The sequence below is a fragment of the Microbacterium sp. NPDC056234 genome (genome assembly GCF_042267585.1).
In the GTDB taxonomy this organism is placed as follows: domain Bacteria; phylum Actinomycetota; class Actinomycetes; order Actinomycetales; family Microbacteriaceae; genus Microbacterium.
The window spans coordinates 1032788-1049327 of sequence record NZ_JBHJTE010000001.1; the positions used below are offsets into that span (position 1 = coordinate 1032788).

General features: G+C 68.5%; 13 protein-coding genes. 10 read left to right on the forward strand and 3 right to left on the reverse strand.

Annotated elements, in window-relative coordinates; all coding sequences use genetic code 11:
- Positions 1–103: 103 nt before the first annotated feature.
- Positions 104–508 carry a dehydrogenase gene (locus ACFCYE_RS04905; RefSeq protein ID WP_376176790.1) on the forward strand — a complete coding sequence of 135 codons (405 nt, stop codon included), beginning with the start codon at positions 104–106 and terminating at the stop codon, positions 506–508.
- Between the two features lie 177 nt (positions 509–685).
- On the opposite strand, the gene radA is transcribed toward ACFCYE_RS04905, so the two are convergent.
- On the reverse strand, positions 686–2056 hold the full coding sequence (gene radA / locus ACFCYE_RS04910; RefSeq protein WP_376176791.1) for a DNA repair protein RadA: 1371 nt from the start codon (positions 2054–2056) through the stop codon (positions 686–688).
- Between the two features lie 116 nt (positions 2057–2172).
- On the opposite strand from radA, the gene ACFCYE_RS04915 reads away from it, so the two are divergent.
- Positions 2173–2808, forward strand: a complete 636-nt coding sequence (locus tag ACFCYE_RS04915) for a helix-turn-helix transcriptional regulator (RefSeq protein ID WP_376176793.1) — start codon at positions 2173–2175, stop codon at positions 2806–2808.
- Positions 2809–2857: 49 nt separating this feature from the next.
- Here ACFCYE_RS04915 and ACFCYE_RS04920 read toward each other — a convergent pair whose 3' ends face one another.
- On the reverse strand, positions 2858–3634 hold the full coding sequence (locus ACFCYE_RS04920) for a hypothetical protein (protein WP_376177145.1): 777 nt from the start codon (positions 3632–3634) through the stop codon (positions 2858–2860).
- A 104-nt stretch (positions 3635–3738) separates the two neighbouring features.
- Here ACFCYE_RS04920 and ACFCYE_RS04925 point away from each other — a divergent pair, with 104 nt between their 5' ends.
- From ACFCYE_RS04925 to ACFCYE_RS04955, 7 genes are all read left to right on the forward strand, one after another.
- Entirely contained in the window at positions 3739–4785 is a 1047-nt protein-coding gene (locus tag ACFCYE_RS04925; RefSeq protein ID WP_376176795.1) for a hypothetical protein, read from the forward strand.
- A gap of 119 nt (positions 4786–4904) precedes the next feature.
- Positions 4905–7358 (forward strand): glycoside hydrolase family 2 protein, encoded by a 2454-nt coding sequence (locus ACFCYE_RS04930; protein WP_376176797.1) that lies wholly within the window; start codon positions 4905–4907, stop codon positions 7356–7358.
- A 227-nt stretch (positions 7359–7585) separates the two neighbouring features.
- A complete protein-coding gene (locus ACFCYE_RS04935) occupies positions 7586–9289 on the forward strand; it encodes an ABC transporter substrate-binding protein (RefSeq protein ID WP_376176799.1) in 1704 nt (567 codons plus the stop codon).
- A 43-nt stretch (positions 9290–9332) separates the two neighbouring features.
- Complete coding sequence (locus ACFCYE_RS04940) at positions 9333–10322, forward strand: ABC transporter permease (protein ID WP_376176800.1); 990 nt, start codon at positions 9333–9335, stop codon at positions 10320–10322.
- A 5-nt stretch (positions 10323–10327) separates the two neighbouring features.
- The gene (locus ACFCYE_RS04945) at positions 10328–11329 is read left to right on the forward strand and encodes an ABC transporter permease (protein WP_376176802.1); all 1002 of its coding nucleotides are present in this window, start codon (positions 10328–10330) and stop codon (positions 11327–11329) included.
- Positions 11329–12216, forward strand: a complete 888-nt coding sequence (locus tag ACFCYE_RS04950) for an ABC transporter ATP-binding protein (RefSeq protein WP_376176804.1) — start codon at positions 11329–11331, stop codon at positions 12214–12216. The genes ACFCYE_RS04945 and ACFCYE_RS04950 overlap by 1 nt, the downstream gene beginning before the upstream one ends.
- Positions 12213–13103, forward strand: a complete 891-nt coding sequence (locus tag ACFCYE_RS04955; RefSeq protein WP_376176806.1) for an ABC transporter ATP-binding protein — start codon at positions 12213–12215, stop codon at positions 13101–13103. Before ACFCYE_RS04950 ends, ACFCYE_RS04955 begins: the two co-directional genes overlap by 4 nt.
- Before the next feature lie 57 nt (positions 13104–13160).
- Here ACFCYE_RS04955 and ACFCYE_RS04960 read toward each other — a convergent pair whose 3' ends face one another.
- Positions 13161–15287 (reverse strand): glycoside hydrolase family 36 protein, encoded by a 2127-nt coding sequence (locus ACFCYE_RS04960; RefSeq protein WP_376176808.1) that lies wholly within the window; start codon positions 15285–15287, stop codon positions 13161–13163.
- A 92-nt stretch (positions 15288–15379) separates the two neighbouring features.
- Between ACFCYE_RS04960 and ACFCYE_RS04965 the strand changes: the two genes are divergently transcribed.
- A complete protein-coding gene (locus ACFCYE_RS04965; protein WP_376176810.1) occupies positions 15380–16495 on the forward strand; it encodes an ROK family protein in 1116 nt (371 codons plus the stop codon).
- Positions 16496–16540: the final 45 nt, after the last annotated feature.

The following is a 16540-nucleotide window of genomic DNA, read 5'->3' on the forward strand; positions in this document are numbered from 1 at the left end:
TCCCCAGCGCTTCGACACTCACCGATCGAGAGTCCGAGGGCCCTTTCGAGTACCCCAGTCCCCAATGGAGGACTCGAGAGGGCCCCATCTCTAAGATGGATGCATGGCCCGCAAGAAGATCGCGAAGAAGCCCGCACCTGAAGACTTCCGGTCCGAGGCACTCGCCAAGGCGCTCGAGAAACAGGACGTGGCAGCGGTCGCACTGGCACTGCGGCACGGCATCACCGTCGTACCGCTGGTCAAGCCAGGCGCCAGGGACAATCCGCTCGACAGCGGTGAGGTCTGGACGTATCGCGATCCCCACACGGGCGACGTCGCGCTGCTGCTGTTCAGCGATGCGAAGAACAAGCCGGCCAATCTGCCGCCGGGCGTCGGCATCTACTCGGCGGAGTGGTTGCGCGCGTTCCTCGCGAAGCACGCCGACACCGTGACGACGGTGTTCCTGGACATCGCCGGGCCGCATCCCATGCAGGCCGAGCCGCAGGAACTGCTCAAGGCGCTGGCGTAAGTCCGGCCGCGCCTGTGGTGGGATGCCGGGCCCGGAAGTCGCCGGTCGTGACCGGCCCGGTCGAATGGTCGCTCCTGCGGTGGGTCCGGCGCCGGTGAGCTCGCCCGACGCGCGACCGAAAGTCGCGCGGGGAGTGCGGTGCGCCGATGGCAGCCATGGGCGCGGGAGACCGACGGATCAGAACGGCGGGATGTCGTCGATGGCACGCCGCTGGCGGCCGTGCGTTCGGACGTCGTCGATCGCCGCGCGCAGCGTCTGCGAGCGCTCATCGACCACCCTCGCGTAGCCCAGTCGCGCCGCCTCGCTGCGTCGCTGCGCGGCCTGCGTGACCGGGCGCACCTCTCCGGCGAGGCTGAGTTCACCGACCGCGGCGATCGAGCGGGGGACGGAGATCTGCTCGATGGAGCCGGCGACGGCCAGCGCGATCGCGAGATCGGCCGCCGGCTCGGTGAAGCGCACGCCGCCGACCGTCGACACGTAGACGTCGAGGCTGCCGGTCGGGATGCCCGCTCGACGCTCGAGGATCGCCAGCACCATCGCCACGCGCGACCCGTCGAGCCCGTGCACGACGCGGCGCGGATTCGGACCCGACGCCTTGATCGTCAGCGCCTGCACCTCGACCGGCATCGCACGCCGGCCCTCCAACGCGATCGCGACACAGGTTCCTGGTTCGGCGGCGCCCTGCGACAGGAAGAGCCCGGAGGGATCGGGAACCTCGCGGATCCCGTCACCGGCCATCTCGAAACAACCGACCTCGTCCGTCGGGCCGAAGCGGTTCTTCAGGGCGCGGATGAAGCGCAGCGACGTCTGCCGGTCGCCTTCGAAATGGCACACGACGTCGACGAGGTGCTCGAGCAGTCGTGGACCGGCGATCTGACCGTCCTTCGTCACATGGCCGACGATGATGATCGGGAGGCTGCGTTCCTTCGCGACGCGGATGAGCGTCGCCGCGACTTCGCGCACCTGGCTCGGCTGCCCGGCGGCACCGTCGATGAGCGACGACGCCACGGTCTGGACGGAGTCCACGATCACGAGCCCGGGCTGCACATCGTCGATGTGTCCGAGGATCGTGGCGAGATCCGTCTCGCTGGCCAGGTACAGCTCGTCGTGCAGCGCTCCGGTGCGCTCGGCGCGCAGACGCACCTGCGCCGGAGATTCCTCGGCGCTGGCGTACAGCACGCGACGCCCAGCGCGTGCCGACTGGGCGGCGACCTCGAGCAGCAGGGTCGACTTGCCCACGCCGGGTTCACCGCTCAGCAGGATCGCCGCGCCCGGTACGACGCCGCCCCCGAGCACGCGGTCGAACTCGCCGACACCGCTCGTGCGTCGGGGGGACTCGGCGGTGGTGATCTGCGTGATCGGGCGTGCGACGCGGTCTGCGGCCGGAGCGAGCGCCGTCGCCTGCGGCCGGGCGATCCCCACCGACGTCGCCTGCTCCACCACCGTGCCCCACTGCTGGCATTCGCCGCAGCGACCCGCCCACTTCGAGGCCGTCCACCCGCACTCGGTGCAGACGAAAGCCGGGGGAGCAGGACGGGTTTTTGCCATGGGTTCAGGCTAGTCGCGGCATCCGACAACCCGGGCGATCGGGAGCTCGGGACGGCGACGGTTATTCACGGCCCGCACTGCGGCATCCGATCAGGCGGGTCGGACACAATGGACCCATGGCCACCGCCAGACCCGCATACGGACCCATCTCGAGTTACTCCCGGGTGCAGATCCTGCACCTGGTGCAGGCACGACCCGAGCGTTCGATCAAGGAACTGCACGAGGCGACAGGGTTGCATGCGAACACCATCCGCGAGCATCTTCAGCGGCTCATCGAGGGCGGCTACGTCATCGCGTCCACCGAGCACCGCACCACTCGTGGTCGCCCGCGGACTCTGTACAGCGCCGCGACGGGTGCACCGGAGGCGTCCAGCCCGGTGGCTCGCGAGAAGGTGACGGCGGCGGCCCGCCGCGGAGACCTGCTGCGGCGGATGCTGCCCTCCACCGCGCCCGACCTCGCGCGCGACGCCACGCATCAGCTCGATGCCCTCGTCGAGCATCTGGAGGAGAGCGGATTCGAGCCGGTGATCGACGATGACGCGCTCACAGTCGATCTGACGCCCTGCCCGCATGCGGCAGGGCGTCCCGAGCACCGTCCGGTGCTGTGCGCCGTGCACCTCGGTTTGATGCAGGGCGTCCTCGCCGAGGCCGGTGGCCCACTCGTCGCCGATTGCGTGCTCGCACCGGAGCGGGCCGAGGAATGCACGGTCCGGCTGAGGCTCGCCGGCGACCTGGCCGGGGCCGTCGCCTGAGTCCGGTGCGATTCCGAACAGCGGATGCCGCGGCATCCGGCCCGGGAACTCAGCCGTACAGCGAAGCCGGAGGCTCCATCGTGATGCCGGCCGCCTCGAAGGCCCGGCGGCGCTCCTCGATGCGGCGGTGCAGTTCGACCTGCGCGTCGTCCACGAGCTGCTGATCGAGAGCGATGCTCTGCGCGTGCGGATCGCCGTGCCCCGCCGCGATGTAGGCGTCCAGCTCGGGGCCGGAGGTCCACGAGGTGATGAGCGAGTATCGCGGGGAGGCGCCGCGGTGCCAGACCGCGTGCCAGAAGCGCTGGGTGTCGACGATCACGCGTGAGCCGGCAGGCAGCGGCAGCCGCACCTCGGTGGCCGGGTCGAAGCGGTCCTCGCGGAGGATCATCACAGAATCGGGATCGTCGGTGAGGTTGAGGGATCCGCGGACCACCCACCCTGTGCCGTCCTCGTTGAGGCGGTTGTTGTCGTCCTGATGCAGGTTGTAGATCGCGTCGGCGTATGTGTTGGGTTGCAGCTCGATGACACGGCAGCGGCCGATGTTCGCGCCGGGTTCCTGCGCGCGGGCGACGATGGTCGGCGCGGTCCCGATCTGGGATTCGATCCAGACGCCGTCCTTGTCGGTGCGCGGCGGGGTGTGGTTCCAGAATCCGTTGCAGTCGACGTCACCGGCATAGCTGGTGAGCGGGGCGAAGCGGGTGACCCCGGAGGAGCGCCATCCGATGTACTCGAGATCCTGCCACTCGGCGGGGTCGATGGCCCGATCGTCGCGGTCGAGGACCACGTACCCGGTCTCGTCGAGGGCGGGTGAGGTGACGAAGCCCATGGTGCGCCTCCTGGTCAGCGGCATCCGTTGAGGCCATCCTAACCAGCCGGGCCGTGGGCTGCAGGGCGTCGGGGTCGGAGGTACCGCGCGGCTAGCCTGGAGACATGACGACGCCGCAGGGTGCCCTTCTCGTGGGCAGTGTGAACTTCGATGATGCCGAGAAGACGATGCGCGTGGCCGCAGAGATGCTCGGCGATCTGCTGAAGCGGATTCCCGATGGCGAGGTCGGCAGGCGATTCCACTGGATCATGTTCCAGCCGGACGTGCTCGGACAGGCCGACGGCATCGAGCGGGTCGGCGACCACCCGATTCCGTTCCCCGCCGGGCTGGACGCGCGACCGCTGCGCATCGCCGATGGCGTGGACGCCGCGGCGATCGAGCTGCCTCCGCTCGGCTACGCGGATGCCGCGATCGAGTCCTATGCGATCTTCGTGCGGTTGCGGGCCGAAGGCGCTGTGCCTGCGGGGGTGCGTTTCCAGGTGTCGCTGCCGACGCCCGTCGCGGTCGTCTCATCGTTCTTCGCTGGCGACGACCGCGCGGCGATCGAACCGGTCTACACGGCCGCGATGCTGCGCGACCTGGAGCGCATCGCCGAGGCGATCCCGCACGAGGACCTCGCCGTCCAATGGGATGTCGCCAGCGAGATGGGCATCATCGAACGTGCGTCCGGCTACGGGAAGGTCATGGAGGCCTGGTGGCCGGGTGATCCCTTCGACGGCCTGGTCGCGCGGCTCGCGTCGCTGGTCGACGCCGTCCCGGTGGATGCCGAGGTCGGCGTGCACCTCTGCTACGGCGACGCGGGGGAGCGGCACTTCGTCGAGCCGACGGATGCCGGAAACCTCGTGCGCTATGCGAATGCCGTGATGGCCGCGGCATCCCGGCCGTTGACGTGGTTGCATCTGCCGGTGCCGATCGAGCGCGATGACGAGGCGTACTTCGCCGCTCTCGCGGCGCTCGAGCCGGTCGAGGAGCTCTATCTCGGACTCGTGCACCGTGAGGACGGTGTCGAAGGGGCGCGGCGGCGAATCGCCGCGGCATCCGTCTTCGCGCCGGCGTTCGGCGTCGCGACGGAATGCGGCATCGGGCGGGCTCCGGCGGGGTCGACGGAGGGCATCCTCCGGACGCACGCGGAGGTCGCTGCCGCCTGGTGAGCCCCGCCGAAACCCCGACGTCCTCCCGCGTCGGGGTTTCGCTCACGCGCACTGCTTTGTTAGATTGTGTAACTAAGTAACGCACCTGACTGATGGGTGCCTCAAGGCGAAGGAGCCGTATGGCCGTCATCGAACTGTCCGAGAACTGGACCGTCACCGCCGTCGCGGGACCGGCCCCCGAGGGGATCACCGGTGTCGCCGTGCCGGCTCGTATTCCCGGCTCCGTGCACCTCGACCTGCATCGTGCGGGTCTCATCGCGCAGCCCTTCGACGGTGCCAACGAAACAGACCAGCAGTGGATCGGTGATGTCGATTGGTCGTTCGAGACGAGCTTCGACTGGGTCGAGGACGGCACCGAGCGCCGTGACCTGGTCGCCGAAGGGCTCGACACGATCGCGACCTTGACGCTGAACGGCGTGGAGATCGGTCGCACCCAGAATCAGCACCGCTCGTACCGCTTCGACATCGGGGCCGCGCTGGTCGCGGGACGTAACGAGCTGCGCATCGACTTCACCGCTCCTGTCCCCGCGGCCCTCGCACGGTCGGAGCAGCACGGTCCGCGCCCGCATACCAACCACCACGCGTACAACGCCCTTCGCAAGATGGCGAGCAGCTTCGGGTGGGACTGGGGGATCGACGTCGCGGCATCCGGAATCTGGAAGCCGATCCGCATCGAGAGCTGGTCGACGCTGCGGATCGCCTCCGTGCGCCCGCTGGTCGACGTCGACGGCACCACGGGCATCCTGAACGCGCACGTCGACATCGAGCGCTCGGATGCCCTCAAGACGGGTCCGCTCACGGTCGAGGTCGAGGTGGACGGACGGGTGGCCGCGGCTGAACTCGCCGACCGCGAGTCCGCGGTATCCGTGCGCGTCGACGTGCCGGAGGTGCAGCTCTGGTGGCCGCGCAGCCACGGCGCCCAGCCCCTGTATGACGTCGTGGTCCGCGTGAGGGCGGACGACGCGTCGACGACTCAGGTCTGGACGGGGCGCGTCGGCTTCCGTACGATCCGGGTCGACATCGCCCCGGATGAGCACGGCAGCCCATACGCGGTGCAGGTGAACGACCAGCTCGTGCAGATCAGGGGAGCCAACTGGATCCCCGACCACGCGTTCACCACCGAGGTCGACCGCGATCGCTATGCGCGTCGGATCGCGGATGCCACAGAGGCGAACATGAACCTGCTCCGCGTCTGGGGCGGCGGGATCTACGAAGCCGACGACTTCTACGAGATCTGCGATGAGCAGGGCGTGCTGGTGCAGCAGGACTTCCTGTTCGCCTGCGCCGCCTATGCGGAGGAGGAGTGGCTGGCGGTCGAGGTCGAGGCCGAAGCGCGTGAGGCCATCACCCGCCTCTCGGGGCACGCATCCCTGGCGATCTGGAACGGCAACAACGAGAACATCGTCGGATACACGGACTGGGGATGGCGCCCGCGTCTGGAGGGCAGGACATGGGGCGAAGGCTACTACCGCCGGCTGTTCCCCCGCCTGATCGCCGAACTCGACCCGACCCGCTTCTACTCCGCAGGCAGCCCCTACTCCTTCTCGTCGTACGTGAGCCCCAACCTGGACACCCACGGAACCGTGCACATCTGGGACGTGTGGAACCAGAAGGACTACACCGCGTATTCCGAGTGGAAGCCGCGTTTCGTCGCGGAGTTCGGCTTCCAGGGCCCGCCGGCATGGACCACGCTCGTGGATGCCGTGCACGACAGCCCGCTCCAGCCGTACGGCGAGCAGATGCTCGTGCACCAGAAGGCGCACGAGGGCAATCTCAAGCTCGAGCGCGGATACCTGCCGCACCTGCCGAAGCCGGCCACGATCGATGACTGGCACTGGGCGACGCAGTTGAATCAGGCGGCGGCGGTGCGGTTCGGCATCTCGCACTTCCGCTCGCTCGCGCCGTACAACACCGGTTCGATCGTGTGGCAGCTCAATGACGACTGGCCGGTCATCTCCTGGGCAGCCGTGGACTTCGAGGAGCGCCGCAAACCCCTGTGGTACGCGCTCAAGGCGGTCTACGAGCCGCGCTTCATCACCGTCCAGCCGCGCGACGGCGGGCTGGCGGCCGTACTGCTGAACGACCACGCGGACGCCTGGACGGGACAGGTCGTGGTGCACCGCCAGGCCTTCGACGGCACGGTCCTGGCGGAGACGTCGATCGCCGCGGAGCTCTCGGCTCGCGGCGTGCAGACGCTCGCGATCCCCGAGGAACTCAGCACTCCTCAGGACGCGAGCGGCGAGGTTCTGGTGGTGGATGCAACGGGCTTCGCGCGCGGCATCCACGACTTCGCCGAGGTCGTGGAGCAGCGCCTGGAGAAGGATGCCCTCGCCTCCGAGGCGAACCGCGTCGGCGACGACGTCCGCGTGCGGATCACGGCGCGATCATATGTCCGTGACGTCTTCATCCTGGCCGACCGTGGTCACGAGGATGCCGCCGTCGACAGCGGACTCGTGACATTGCTGGCAGGCGAGAGTCACGAGTTCGTCGTCACCGGTGCGCCGGCGGATGCCGATGCGGATGTCTTCCTCGGGCCGCTGGTGCTGCGTCACGCGGGGGACCTGCAGGCCTGACGGCTGCCGAACCTGAGTGCGCCCCGTGATCTCGGTCACGGGGCGCACTCGTGCAATACGGCGTTACGAGACGCCACTTAGTTTCATTTGTCGACAAAGATCCTTGACAGGGTTCGTTTCACTGCGTAACAATGGCCGGGCGGGAGGCCGACCTTCCGCCCCTGCAACTGCGCAGGGCTCGTCGACGCCGACGGTCACGATGCCGTGGCGTGAGGAAAGGATCACCGATGCTTCTTGGCTCACAGCGCGCACGCCGCGCGACGCTCGCCCTCGGCGCCGGGGCGGTTGCGCTCGGGCTGGCACTGACCGGTTGCAGCCCGGCCGGCGGTGCCGCGGGTGCCAACGGCGCCTCCGGCGACGCCAACACGTTGGTCGGCTTCACCGGTCAGGCCGGCGATTACCAGATCAACTTCAACCCGTACTCGCCGACCAAGATCGGCGGCCTCGGCACCATCTACGAATCGCTGTTCTTCGTCACGAACGTCAACACCGAGGAGTTCACGCCGCTGCTGGGCACCGAGTACACGTGGAACGCGGACGGCACCCAGCTGGACATCACGCTGCGCGAGGGGGTGACCTGGTCCGATGGCGAGCCGTTCACCGCGGATGATGTCGTCTTCACCTTCCAGCTCATCAAGGACACTCCGGCGATCAACACCGGCGGGTTCAAGGGCGAGGTCAGCAAGATCGACGACACGCACGTGAGCATCGCGTTCCCGGAGCCGGCGTTCGTGACCGGCCCCGAGGTCCTCGGCAAGACGTTCATGGTGCCGGAGCACATCTGGAAGGACGTCGACCCTGTGGCTGATGTGCTGGCCGAGCCCGTCGGGACCGGTCCTTACGTGCTGGACAACTTCAAAGCGCAGGCCTTCACCCTCACCGCGAACGAGGACTACTGGGATGGCGCGCCGGCGGTCGAGAACATCCGCTACCTGTCCCTCTCAGGCAACACCGCCGGCGTGGACGCACTCGCGGCCGGAACGATCGACTGGCAGACCGGGCCCGTGCCCGACATCGAGAACGTCTCGAAGAACTACCCCGGGTACGAGGCGATCACCATCGGCATGAACCAGATGGCGCTGCTGACGTGCTCGAACGCCGACCTCGGCTGCACCGGTCCGCAGACCGACCCGGCCGTGCGCAAGGCGATCTACTACGCGATCGACCGACCCCAGGTGAACTCGCTCGCCTTCCAGGACACCGCGAGCGACATGTCGCCGACCTTCGCCCTCCTCCCCGCGCAGGAGGAGTACATCTCCGCGGCGATCGAAGAGCGCACGGTGCCGAGCGAGCCGGACCTCGACAAGGTCGATGAGCTGCTCACGAGTGCGGGCTACGCGAAGGGCGCCGACGGCATCTACGCCAAGGACGGCGAGCCCCTCAAACTCACGATCGAGGTCGTCACCGGTTGGACCGACTACATCACCGCCATCGACACCATGGCCCAGCAGCTGAAGGCCGCCGGCATCGACGTCACCGCGGCGCAGTCGTCGTGGAACGAGTGGACCGACAAGAAGACCAAGGGCACATACCAGCTCGCGATCGACTCGCTCGGTCAGGGCGCCGCCAGCGATCCGTACTACCTCTACAACAACAACTTCTCCACCGCCAACACCGCGGAGGTCGGCGAGACCGCACCCGTCAACGTGTCGCGATTCAGCGACCCGGCGGTCGATGAGGCGCTCGCGGTGCTCAAGCGCACGAGCCCGGAGGACACCGCTGCGCGTCAGGCCCAGTTCGACATCATCCAGGCGGCGATCGTCGAGGAGATGCCGTACATCCCGATCCTCACGGGCGGAACGACGAGCGAGTTCAACACGGCGAAGTTCACGGGATGGCCGACGCTGGACAACCTGTACGCCTTCCCGGCGATCTGGGCGTCTCCGGACAACGCCCAGATCTTCAAGGCGCTGAAGCCCACGGGCGAGTGACCGTGACCGAGGAGGAGTTCGCACAGACGGAAGGCGCGGATCGGTGAACTATTACCTGAGAAAGGTGGGCTTCTACATCGTCGCCCTCTGGGCGGCGCTGACGCTCAACTTCCTGATTCCGCGGCTGCTGCCGGGCAACCCGGTCGACATCCTGCTCGCCAAGCTCCAGCAGCGCGGCGGCCAGGTGTCCGCCGAGACCAGGCAGGCATACGAACTCCTCCTCGGGGGCGACTCCTCGCAACCCCTGATCGCGCAGTACTGGAACTACCTCGTGAACGTCTTCAAGGGCGATCTCGGCGTGTCCGTGACCTACTTTCCGGCACCCGTGTCGGAGGTGATCGCGACCTCGCTGCCGTGGACCATCATGCTCATCGGCGTCGCGACGGTGCTGTCGTTCATCATCGGCATCACCCTCGGCGCGCTCGTCGGATGGAAGCCGGGCACCTGGCTGGATTCGCTGGTTCCGGCGACGACCCTGCTGGCCGCGGTGCCCTACTTCTGGCTGGCGCTGATCCTCGTCTACTTCCTCTCCACGCAACTCGGCTGGTTCCCGTCGCAGGGCGGCTACGACGTGATCCTCGACCCCGGCTGGAACTGGGAGTTCATCCAGTCCGCCCTCTACTACGGGTTCCTCCCCGCCCTGACGATCGTCATCGCGTCCCTGGGCGGGTGGCTGCTCGGGATGCGCAACATGATGGTCTCGACGCTGTCCGAGGACTACGTCCTCACCGCGCACGCGAAGGGGTTGGCGAACGGAACCATCCTGCGCGGCTACGCGGCACGCAACGCCGTGCTCCCCTCGATCGCCGGCTTCGCCATCTCGCTCGGCTTCGTCGTGTCCGGGTCCGTCGTGACCGAGCAGGTGTTCTCCTACCCGGGTATCGGCTCGAAGCTGCTCTCCGCGGTGACCAACAACGACTACGCGCTCATGCAGGGCCTGTTCCTGTTCATCACGCTGGCGGTGCTCGGAGCGAACTTCATCGTCGACCTCTTCTACGGCCTCATCGATCCCCGCACGCGGGCACGGAGCTGATCGCCATGACCAACATCGCACCCAGCACGGACCCGACGGTCGTCGACGGCACCGAGCTCATCGTCACCCGTCAGCAACGCGACGGCGCACGCCGGCGATCGCGCTCGGCACTGCGGCAGATGCTTCCGACGATGACCCCGTGGCTCGCCACCGGACTCATCCTCATCGGCGCGATCGCCCTGTTCGGGCTGATCGGACCGATGTTCGTCGGCGACCCTGCCGCCATCAGCAACATCGGGTTGACCCCTCCATCCGCCGAGCACCTGATGGGAACCACGCAGACCGGTCAGGACGTCTTCGCGCAACTCGCATACGCCACCCGCGGCTCGCTCGAGATCGGCCTCATCGTCGGCGTCCTCGCGACCGTGCTGTCGGCCTTCTTCGGCATCCTGGGCGCCTACATCGGCGGTTTCGCCGACGAGGCGTTCTCGCTGCTGTCGAACGTCTTCCTCGTGATCCCCGGCCTTCCGCTCGTCATCGTCATCTCGGGCTTCGTGCCCGCCGAGGCGCGCGGGCTCTGGACCATCGCCGTGGTTCTCGCGATCACCAGCTGGGCCGGATCGGCCAGAGTGCTACGGGCGCAGACGCTGTCCATCCGCAGTCGTGACTACGTCGCAGCCAACCGCGTCGCCGGTGAACGTGCATGGCGCGTCATCGTCGTCGAGATCCTGCCGAACCTGCTGCCCGTGCTGGCCTCCCAGTTCGTGTTCGCCGTCATCGCCGCGATCCTCGGCGAGGCAGGCCTGTCGTTCCTCGGGCTCGGGGCGTCCAACGCCTCGACCCTGGGCACGATGCTGTTCTACGCGCAGAACGGCTTCGCCCTGCCGCTCGGAGCGTGGTGGTGGTTCATCCCGCCGGGGCTCATCATCGCGCTGTTCGGTATGGGCCTGTCGCTGGTGAACTTCTCCATCGACGAGATCATCAACCCCAAGCTCAAGAACGTGCGCCTGCACGCGCGCAGTGAGCGTCGTGAACGCCGCGCATCGCGCATGAAGGAGCGTGCCTGATGAGTGCTGTCATCGAAGAACGCCGTCCGGTGCTGTCCGTCTCCGATCTCACGGTCGTCTACGAGGTCGACCCGCCCGTCACCGCGGTGCGCGACGCGTCGTTCGACCTCGCCGCGGGAGAGATCCTCGGCCTCGCCGGTGAATCCGGGTGCGGCAAGACGACGCTCGCGTATGCGATCAGCCGGCTGCACAAGCCGCCGGCCCGGATCACGACGGGCAGCATCGTCTTCCACGGCCGCGCGGGCGACGTCGATCTGCTCGAGCTCGGCGACGAGAAGCTGCGAGCGTTCCGCTGGTCGGAACTGTCCATGGTGTTCCAGGGCGCGATGAACGCGCTCAACCCCGTCACCAGCATCCGCGTGCAGCTGGAGGATGTCCTGCAGGCTCATCGTCCGCAGATGTCGCGCTCCGAGCGACGTGCACGCGCGGCGGATGTGCTCTCCCGCGTCGGAGTGGATCCGGCTCGCCTGACCTCGTATCCGCACGAACTGTCCGGCGGCATGCGGCAGCGCGTCATGATCGCGATGGCGATGATCCTCGAACCGCAGATCATGATCATGGACGAGCCGACGACGGCGCTCGACGTGGTCGTGCAGCGCGACATCCTCCGGGAGATCGTGCGTCTTCGCGACGAGCTCGGCTTCGCCGTGATCTTCATCACCCATGACCTGCCGCTGCTGCTGGAGATCAGCGACCGCATCGCGGTGATGCTCCAGGGGGAGATCGTCGAGCTGCGTTCAGCCGACGAGATGTACCGGGATCCGCGTCACGAGTACACCCGAAAGCTCCTGGGTTCGTTCCCGAGTCTGAGCGGCTCGAGGGGATCGTTCATCCGCACCGGCATCGACGTCGATGGCGGCACCGACACCGAGGAGACGCCCGCATGACCGGTGTGAAGGTCACCGACCTCGTCAAGGAGTTCAGCATCCGCAAGGGGCTGCGCCATCAGCGGTTCCGTGCCGTCGACGGCGTCTCGTTCGACCTCGTCCCCGGCAGGACGGTCGCTCTGGTCGGGGAGTCCGGATCGGGCAAGTCGACCATCGCCCGCATCCTGTCCAAGCTCGAGCGGCCCACCTCCGGGAGCATCGAGGTCAGACAGGCGGATGGCCGGACGGTATCGGGGCGCGAATATCGCAGCCACGTGCAGATGGTGTTCCAGGATCCGTTCGCCTCCCTCAACCCGTTCCACTCGATCGAGCACCACATCGCGCGCCCCCTGCGGATCCACAAGCGCACGCGCGGGGCGCACGAGACCTACGAGCGCGTCATCGAGATGCTGGAGCGGGTGAACCTGGACGAGTCGTTCGCGCAACGGCGACCGCATGAGCTCTCCGGAGGCCAGCGTCAGCGCGTCGCGATCGCGCGGGCGCTCGCACCCGGTGCGCAGGTGGTGCTGGCCGACGAGCCGGTGTCCATGCTGGATGTCTCGATCCGACTCGGCGTGCTGAACCTGCTCGGCCGGCTGCAGCGCGAGGACGACCTCGCGGTGCTCTACATCACGCACGACCTCGCGACCGCGCGGCACTTCTCGGACGAGATCCTCGTGCTCTACAAGGGCCGCGTCGTCGAACGAGGGCCGGCCGATGCCGTGATCCTCGACCCGCACCACGACTACACGAGGCTGCTTGCGATGGCCGCTCCCGATCCGGAGCGCATCGGCAAGATCGTGAGCGGCGAGAAGGCACCGGATCGCTCGAAGCTGGACAACTCGACGTGTTACAACCACTTCACCGGTGAATGGGAGGGCGCGCGGACGCCGGTCGGCGTCCGCTGACGCGACGAGGAAGCGGCTTCCGGCATCGCCGGGAGCTGCCTCCTCGTGGGCCGTGCGTCACACCGCGCGTATGTCGAACGTGCGGGCGCTCGGCTCCGCCGCCGGCGCGGTCGTCTCGAGGACGCCGGCCTCGGCATCCCACGTCCAGGTCCAGCCGGCGGCATCCGTCGGGAAGAACGGGATCACTTCGAGCTCTCGCCCACGGGCCCAGGGCAGGTGCAGCGCCGCCGTGCCGTCTCCGGCGCGACGCCATACCGAGACGTAGGCCTGCGCGGCCGTGACGTCATGCAGGCCGAGGGACACCCAGTCCGCACCCCACGCGGGCAGGCCGAGGGGCCAGACGGGGTGGCGGTCGCGGATGCCGGCGAGCACCGTCTTCTGCGCGGTCACGGCGGCGCGCACGTCGTCGACCTCGACGGGGGTCATCCGGTTGAGGTACCCGGACAGGTACATGCGGCCGAGCACTCCGTTCACGAGGGCGAAGGTGCGCGCCTCCGTGCTCATCCCGGTCTGCGGATACGCCCAGTTGCCGGCCTGCTCCGGCAGGATGGCCGCCGGTGCGGCCGCGGCGATCGATGCGTACGCGACAGGATCCTGCTGGTCCGAGGTCGACTGCAGGTGCAGGCGCGACAGCAGCGCGTAGTCCATCCGCATCGCGCCGGAGGAGCAGTTCTCGATGAGGAGATCCGGGTGGCGCGCCTGGACGGCGTCGATCCAGTCGAGCAGGGCCCTGGCGTGCTCGAGATGCCCGTGACCGGGCGCGACTCCGCCGAGGTCGCTCCCCGGGCCGGTCATGGTGTTCTCATCCATCTTGATGAAGCCGATGCCGTAGTCGTCCACGAGGCGGTCGACCACGGCATCCAGGTGCGCACGGGCGGCGGGATGGCGCAGATCGAGGAGGTGCCGACCGTGCTCGGCGATGCGCACGCCGTGTCGCTGGAAGAACGCGTCGTCCGGCAGCGACTCGGCCAGCGGAGACCGCACGCCGATCACCTCGGGTTCGAGCCAGAGCCCCGGCACCATGCCGCGCGATCGGATGTGCTCCGTCACCTCGGCGATGCCGCCGGGGAAGCGGACCGTCGACGGCTCCCAGGCGCCGACGCCGTCCCACCAATGCCCGTCGGCGTACCAGCCCGCGTCGATGCAGAAGTAATCAGCGCCCGCCTCGGCCGCGGCGTCGACGAGCGGGAGCAGCCGCTCGGTGGTCGGGTTGCCCATGAGCGTGTTCATGTAGTCGTTGAACACGACCGGAAGCGCATCGTCCGCGGCGCGGGGATGCCGGATCGCGCGGCGGTGGTCCGTGAGTGCGCGCAGGGCGTCCGTCGCATCGCCCAGCGCGACGGCGACCGACACGGGTGTCGAGACGAACATCTCGCCGTCTCGGAGCCGCACGCTCCACTGATGCTCCTGGTCGGTCGGGCCGGACAGCAGCAGATAGGCGCCGTGGCCGTTCTCCCCGAGCTCCGCCAGCCACGGGCCGTTGTGCTCGATCTGCCAGGCCAGTGCGTATCCGGCATCCGCGGCGGCGACGGCGGCGACGGGAACCTTCTCACCGCTGGACCAGGAGCCCCGGTTCCCGAGCGCGATGCGTGTGCGCGGCGGCTGGTGGTGGTGCGCCTGCCGCAGGACATCCACGAGGCCGGCGGCGCGGAGCCGTTCCACCCGCCACCGGCTCTCGGCGATCCAATCGTTGTCGGCGTGCGCGAGGACGAGGGCGTCGACCGAGTCCGCGCGCGCGTCGGCGAGGAAGGATCCGGTCGCGAAGCTGGATACGGCATCGATCACGAGGTCGGTGGCGACCGTGACCTCGGTCCACGTGCGCAGGGCTGCGGTCGATCCGTATGTCTCGAAGACGCTGGTCACGTGGATGCCGCGATCGACGTCCACCTGGGCGATGCGCAGCTCGTGCCGGCCGTCGTCCTCGGTGCGCGTCTCGGATGCGAAGCGGAGCTCGCGGCCGATGACGGTGTCCACGTGGCGGTAGCTCCCGGGAAACCGGCCGTGCCCGAAGGCGGAGAGCTCCACGAGCGGCTGCTCGCCGTGTGCGTCGGGAAGGACGGGTTCCGGCGCTGGCGACCCGGCCGGTCGCACGGCGAGCACCGACACGGGGCCGTGCTCGGGGGTGGCGAAGCGCACGGAGAGGCCGGGGGTCTCCCAGAGGATGCTGCGGTGGTCCGTTGTCATGGAAATCGGCGCTCCTTCGCGGCGGATGTGATGAGATCCTTTCAAGAGCGGCGGGATCCGCGCAACATACTATGTTTATTGAGGTGACAAACATGGCCGAGATGTCGGCACAGATGCGCGCGGCCCTGCTGGAGGTTCTCATCCACGGCGAGCTGCCGCGCGCCGAGATCGCACGACGGCTTCTGCTGTCCAGGGCGAGCCTGACGCGCATCACGCGACAGCTCGTCGACGGCGGGTTCCTGACCGAGGGGGAGACGCGGCTGGTCGGGCAGACCGGCCGCCCGTCCGAGATGCTCTCGGTGCGCGCTGAGGCGCTGCATTTCCTCGGGATCAAGCTCACCGGCGACCGGCTCTACGCCGTCGTCACCGACCTGTCCGCGCGCATCGTCGCGGCTGCGGAACAGCCGATCGAATCGCGGGAACCGGCGGATGTGGTGGCTCAGATCGCCGTCGTCGCACGCGAGTTCGCCGAGGCGGGGCACGAGCTGTCCGCCGTCGGGATCGCGTTGGCCGGTCGCGCTCGGCAGCGGCGCGACGGCGCCATCGTCGAGCGCTCCGCGTTCCTGGACTGGACCGACGTGGCGCTCGGGTCCCTGGTGGCGGAGGCCACGGGACTGCCGTGCTCGGTCGAGAACGACGTCCAGGCGCTGACCGCGACCGAGCACTGGTTCGGCGCGGGCGCGGGGATCGACGACATGGCGCTGATCACCGTGGGCGTCGGCATCGGGTGCGGGCTGGTCGTCAACGGGGAGGTCGTCGACGGCGCGCACGCTCGGGCCGGTCAGATGAGCCACATGATCGTCGACGAGGCTGGACCGTACTGCGGGCTCGGGCACCGCGGGTGCGTGTCGAGCATGCTCGTGAGTGCGGCCATCAGCAAGGCGGTGCGCCGGGCCGAGGACGAGTACGAGCAGGCCGTCGAGGCGGCCCGCGACGGCGATCCGATCGCACAGGCGGCCTTCGCCGACGCCGGCCGCGCGCTCGGCGCGCTCATCGCGACGGTCGTCAACCTCGTGGACCCGAAGAAGGTCGTGCTCACCGGCGACGGGATCGCCGTGCACGAGCTGGGCGGAGATGCGATGCGCGCGGCGCTCACCGAGCGACTCGACAAGGACGCCGCGGAGGTCGATCTGGACGTGCGTGCGTGGGACTTCTCGAAGTGGGCGCGGGCGGGAGCCGGAATCGCGATTCGAGGGCTCCTCACCTAGCCTCTTTGTTTCATATATTGACAAAGTGGGCTGGTTCGCGGGAAT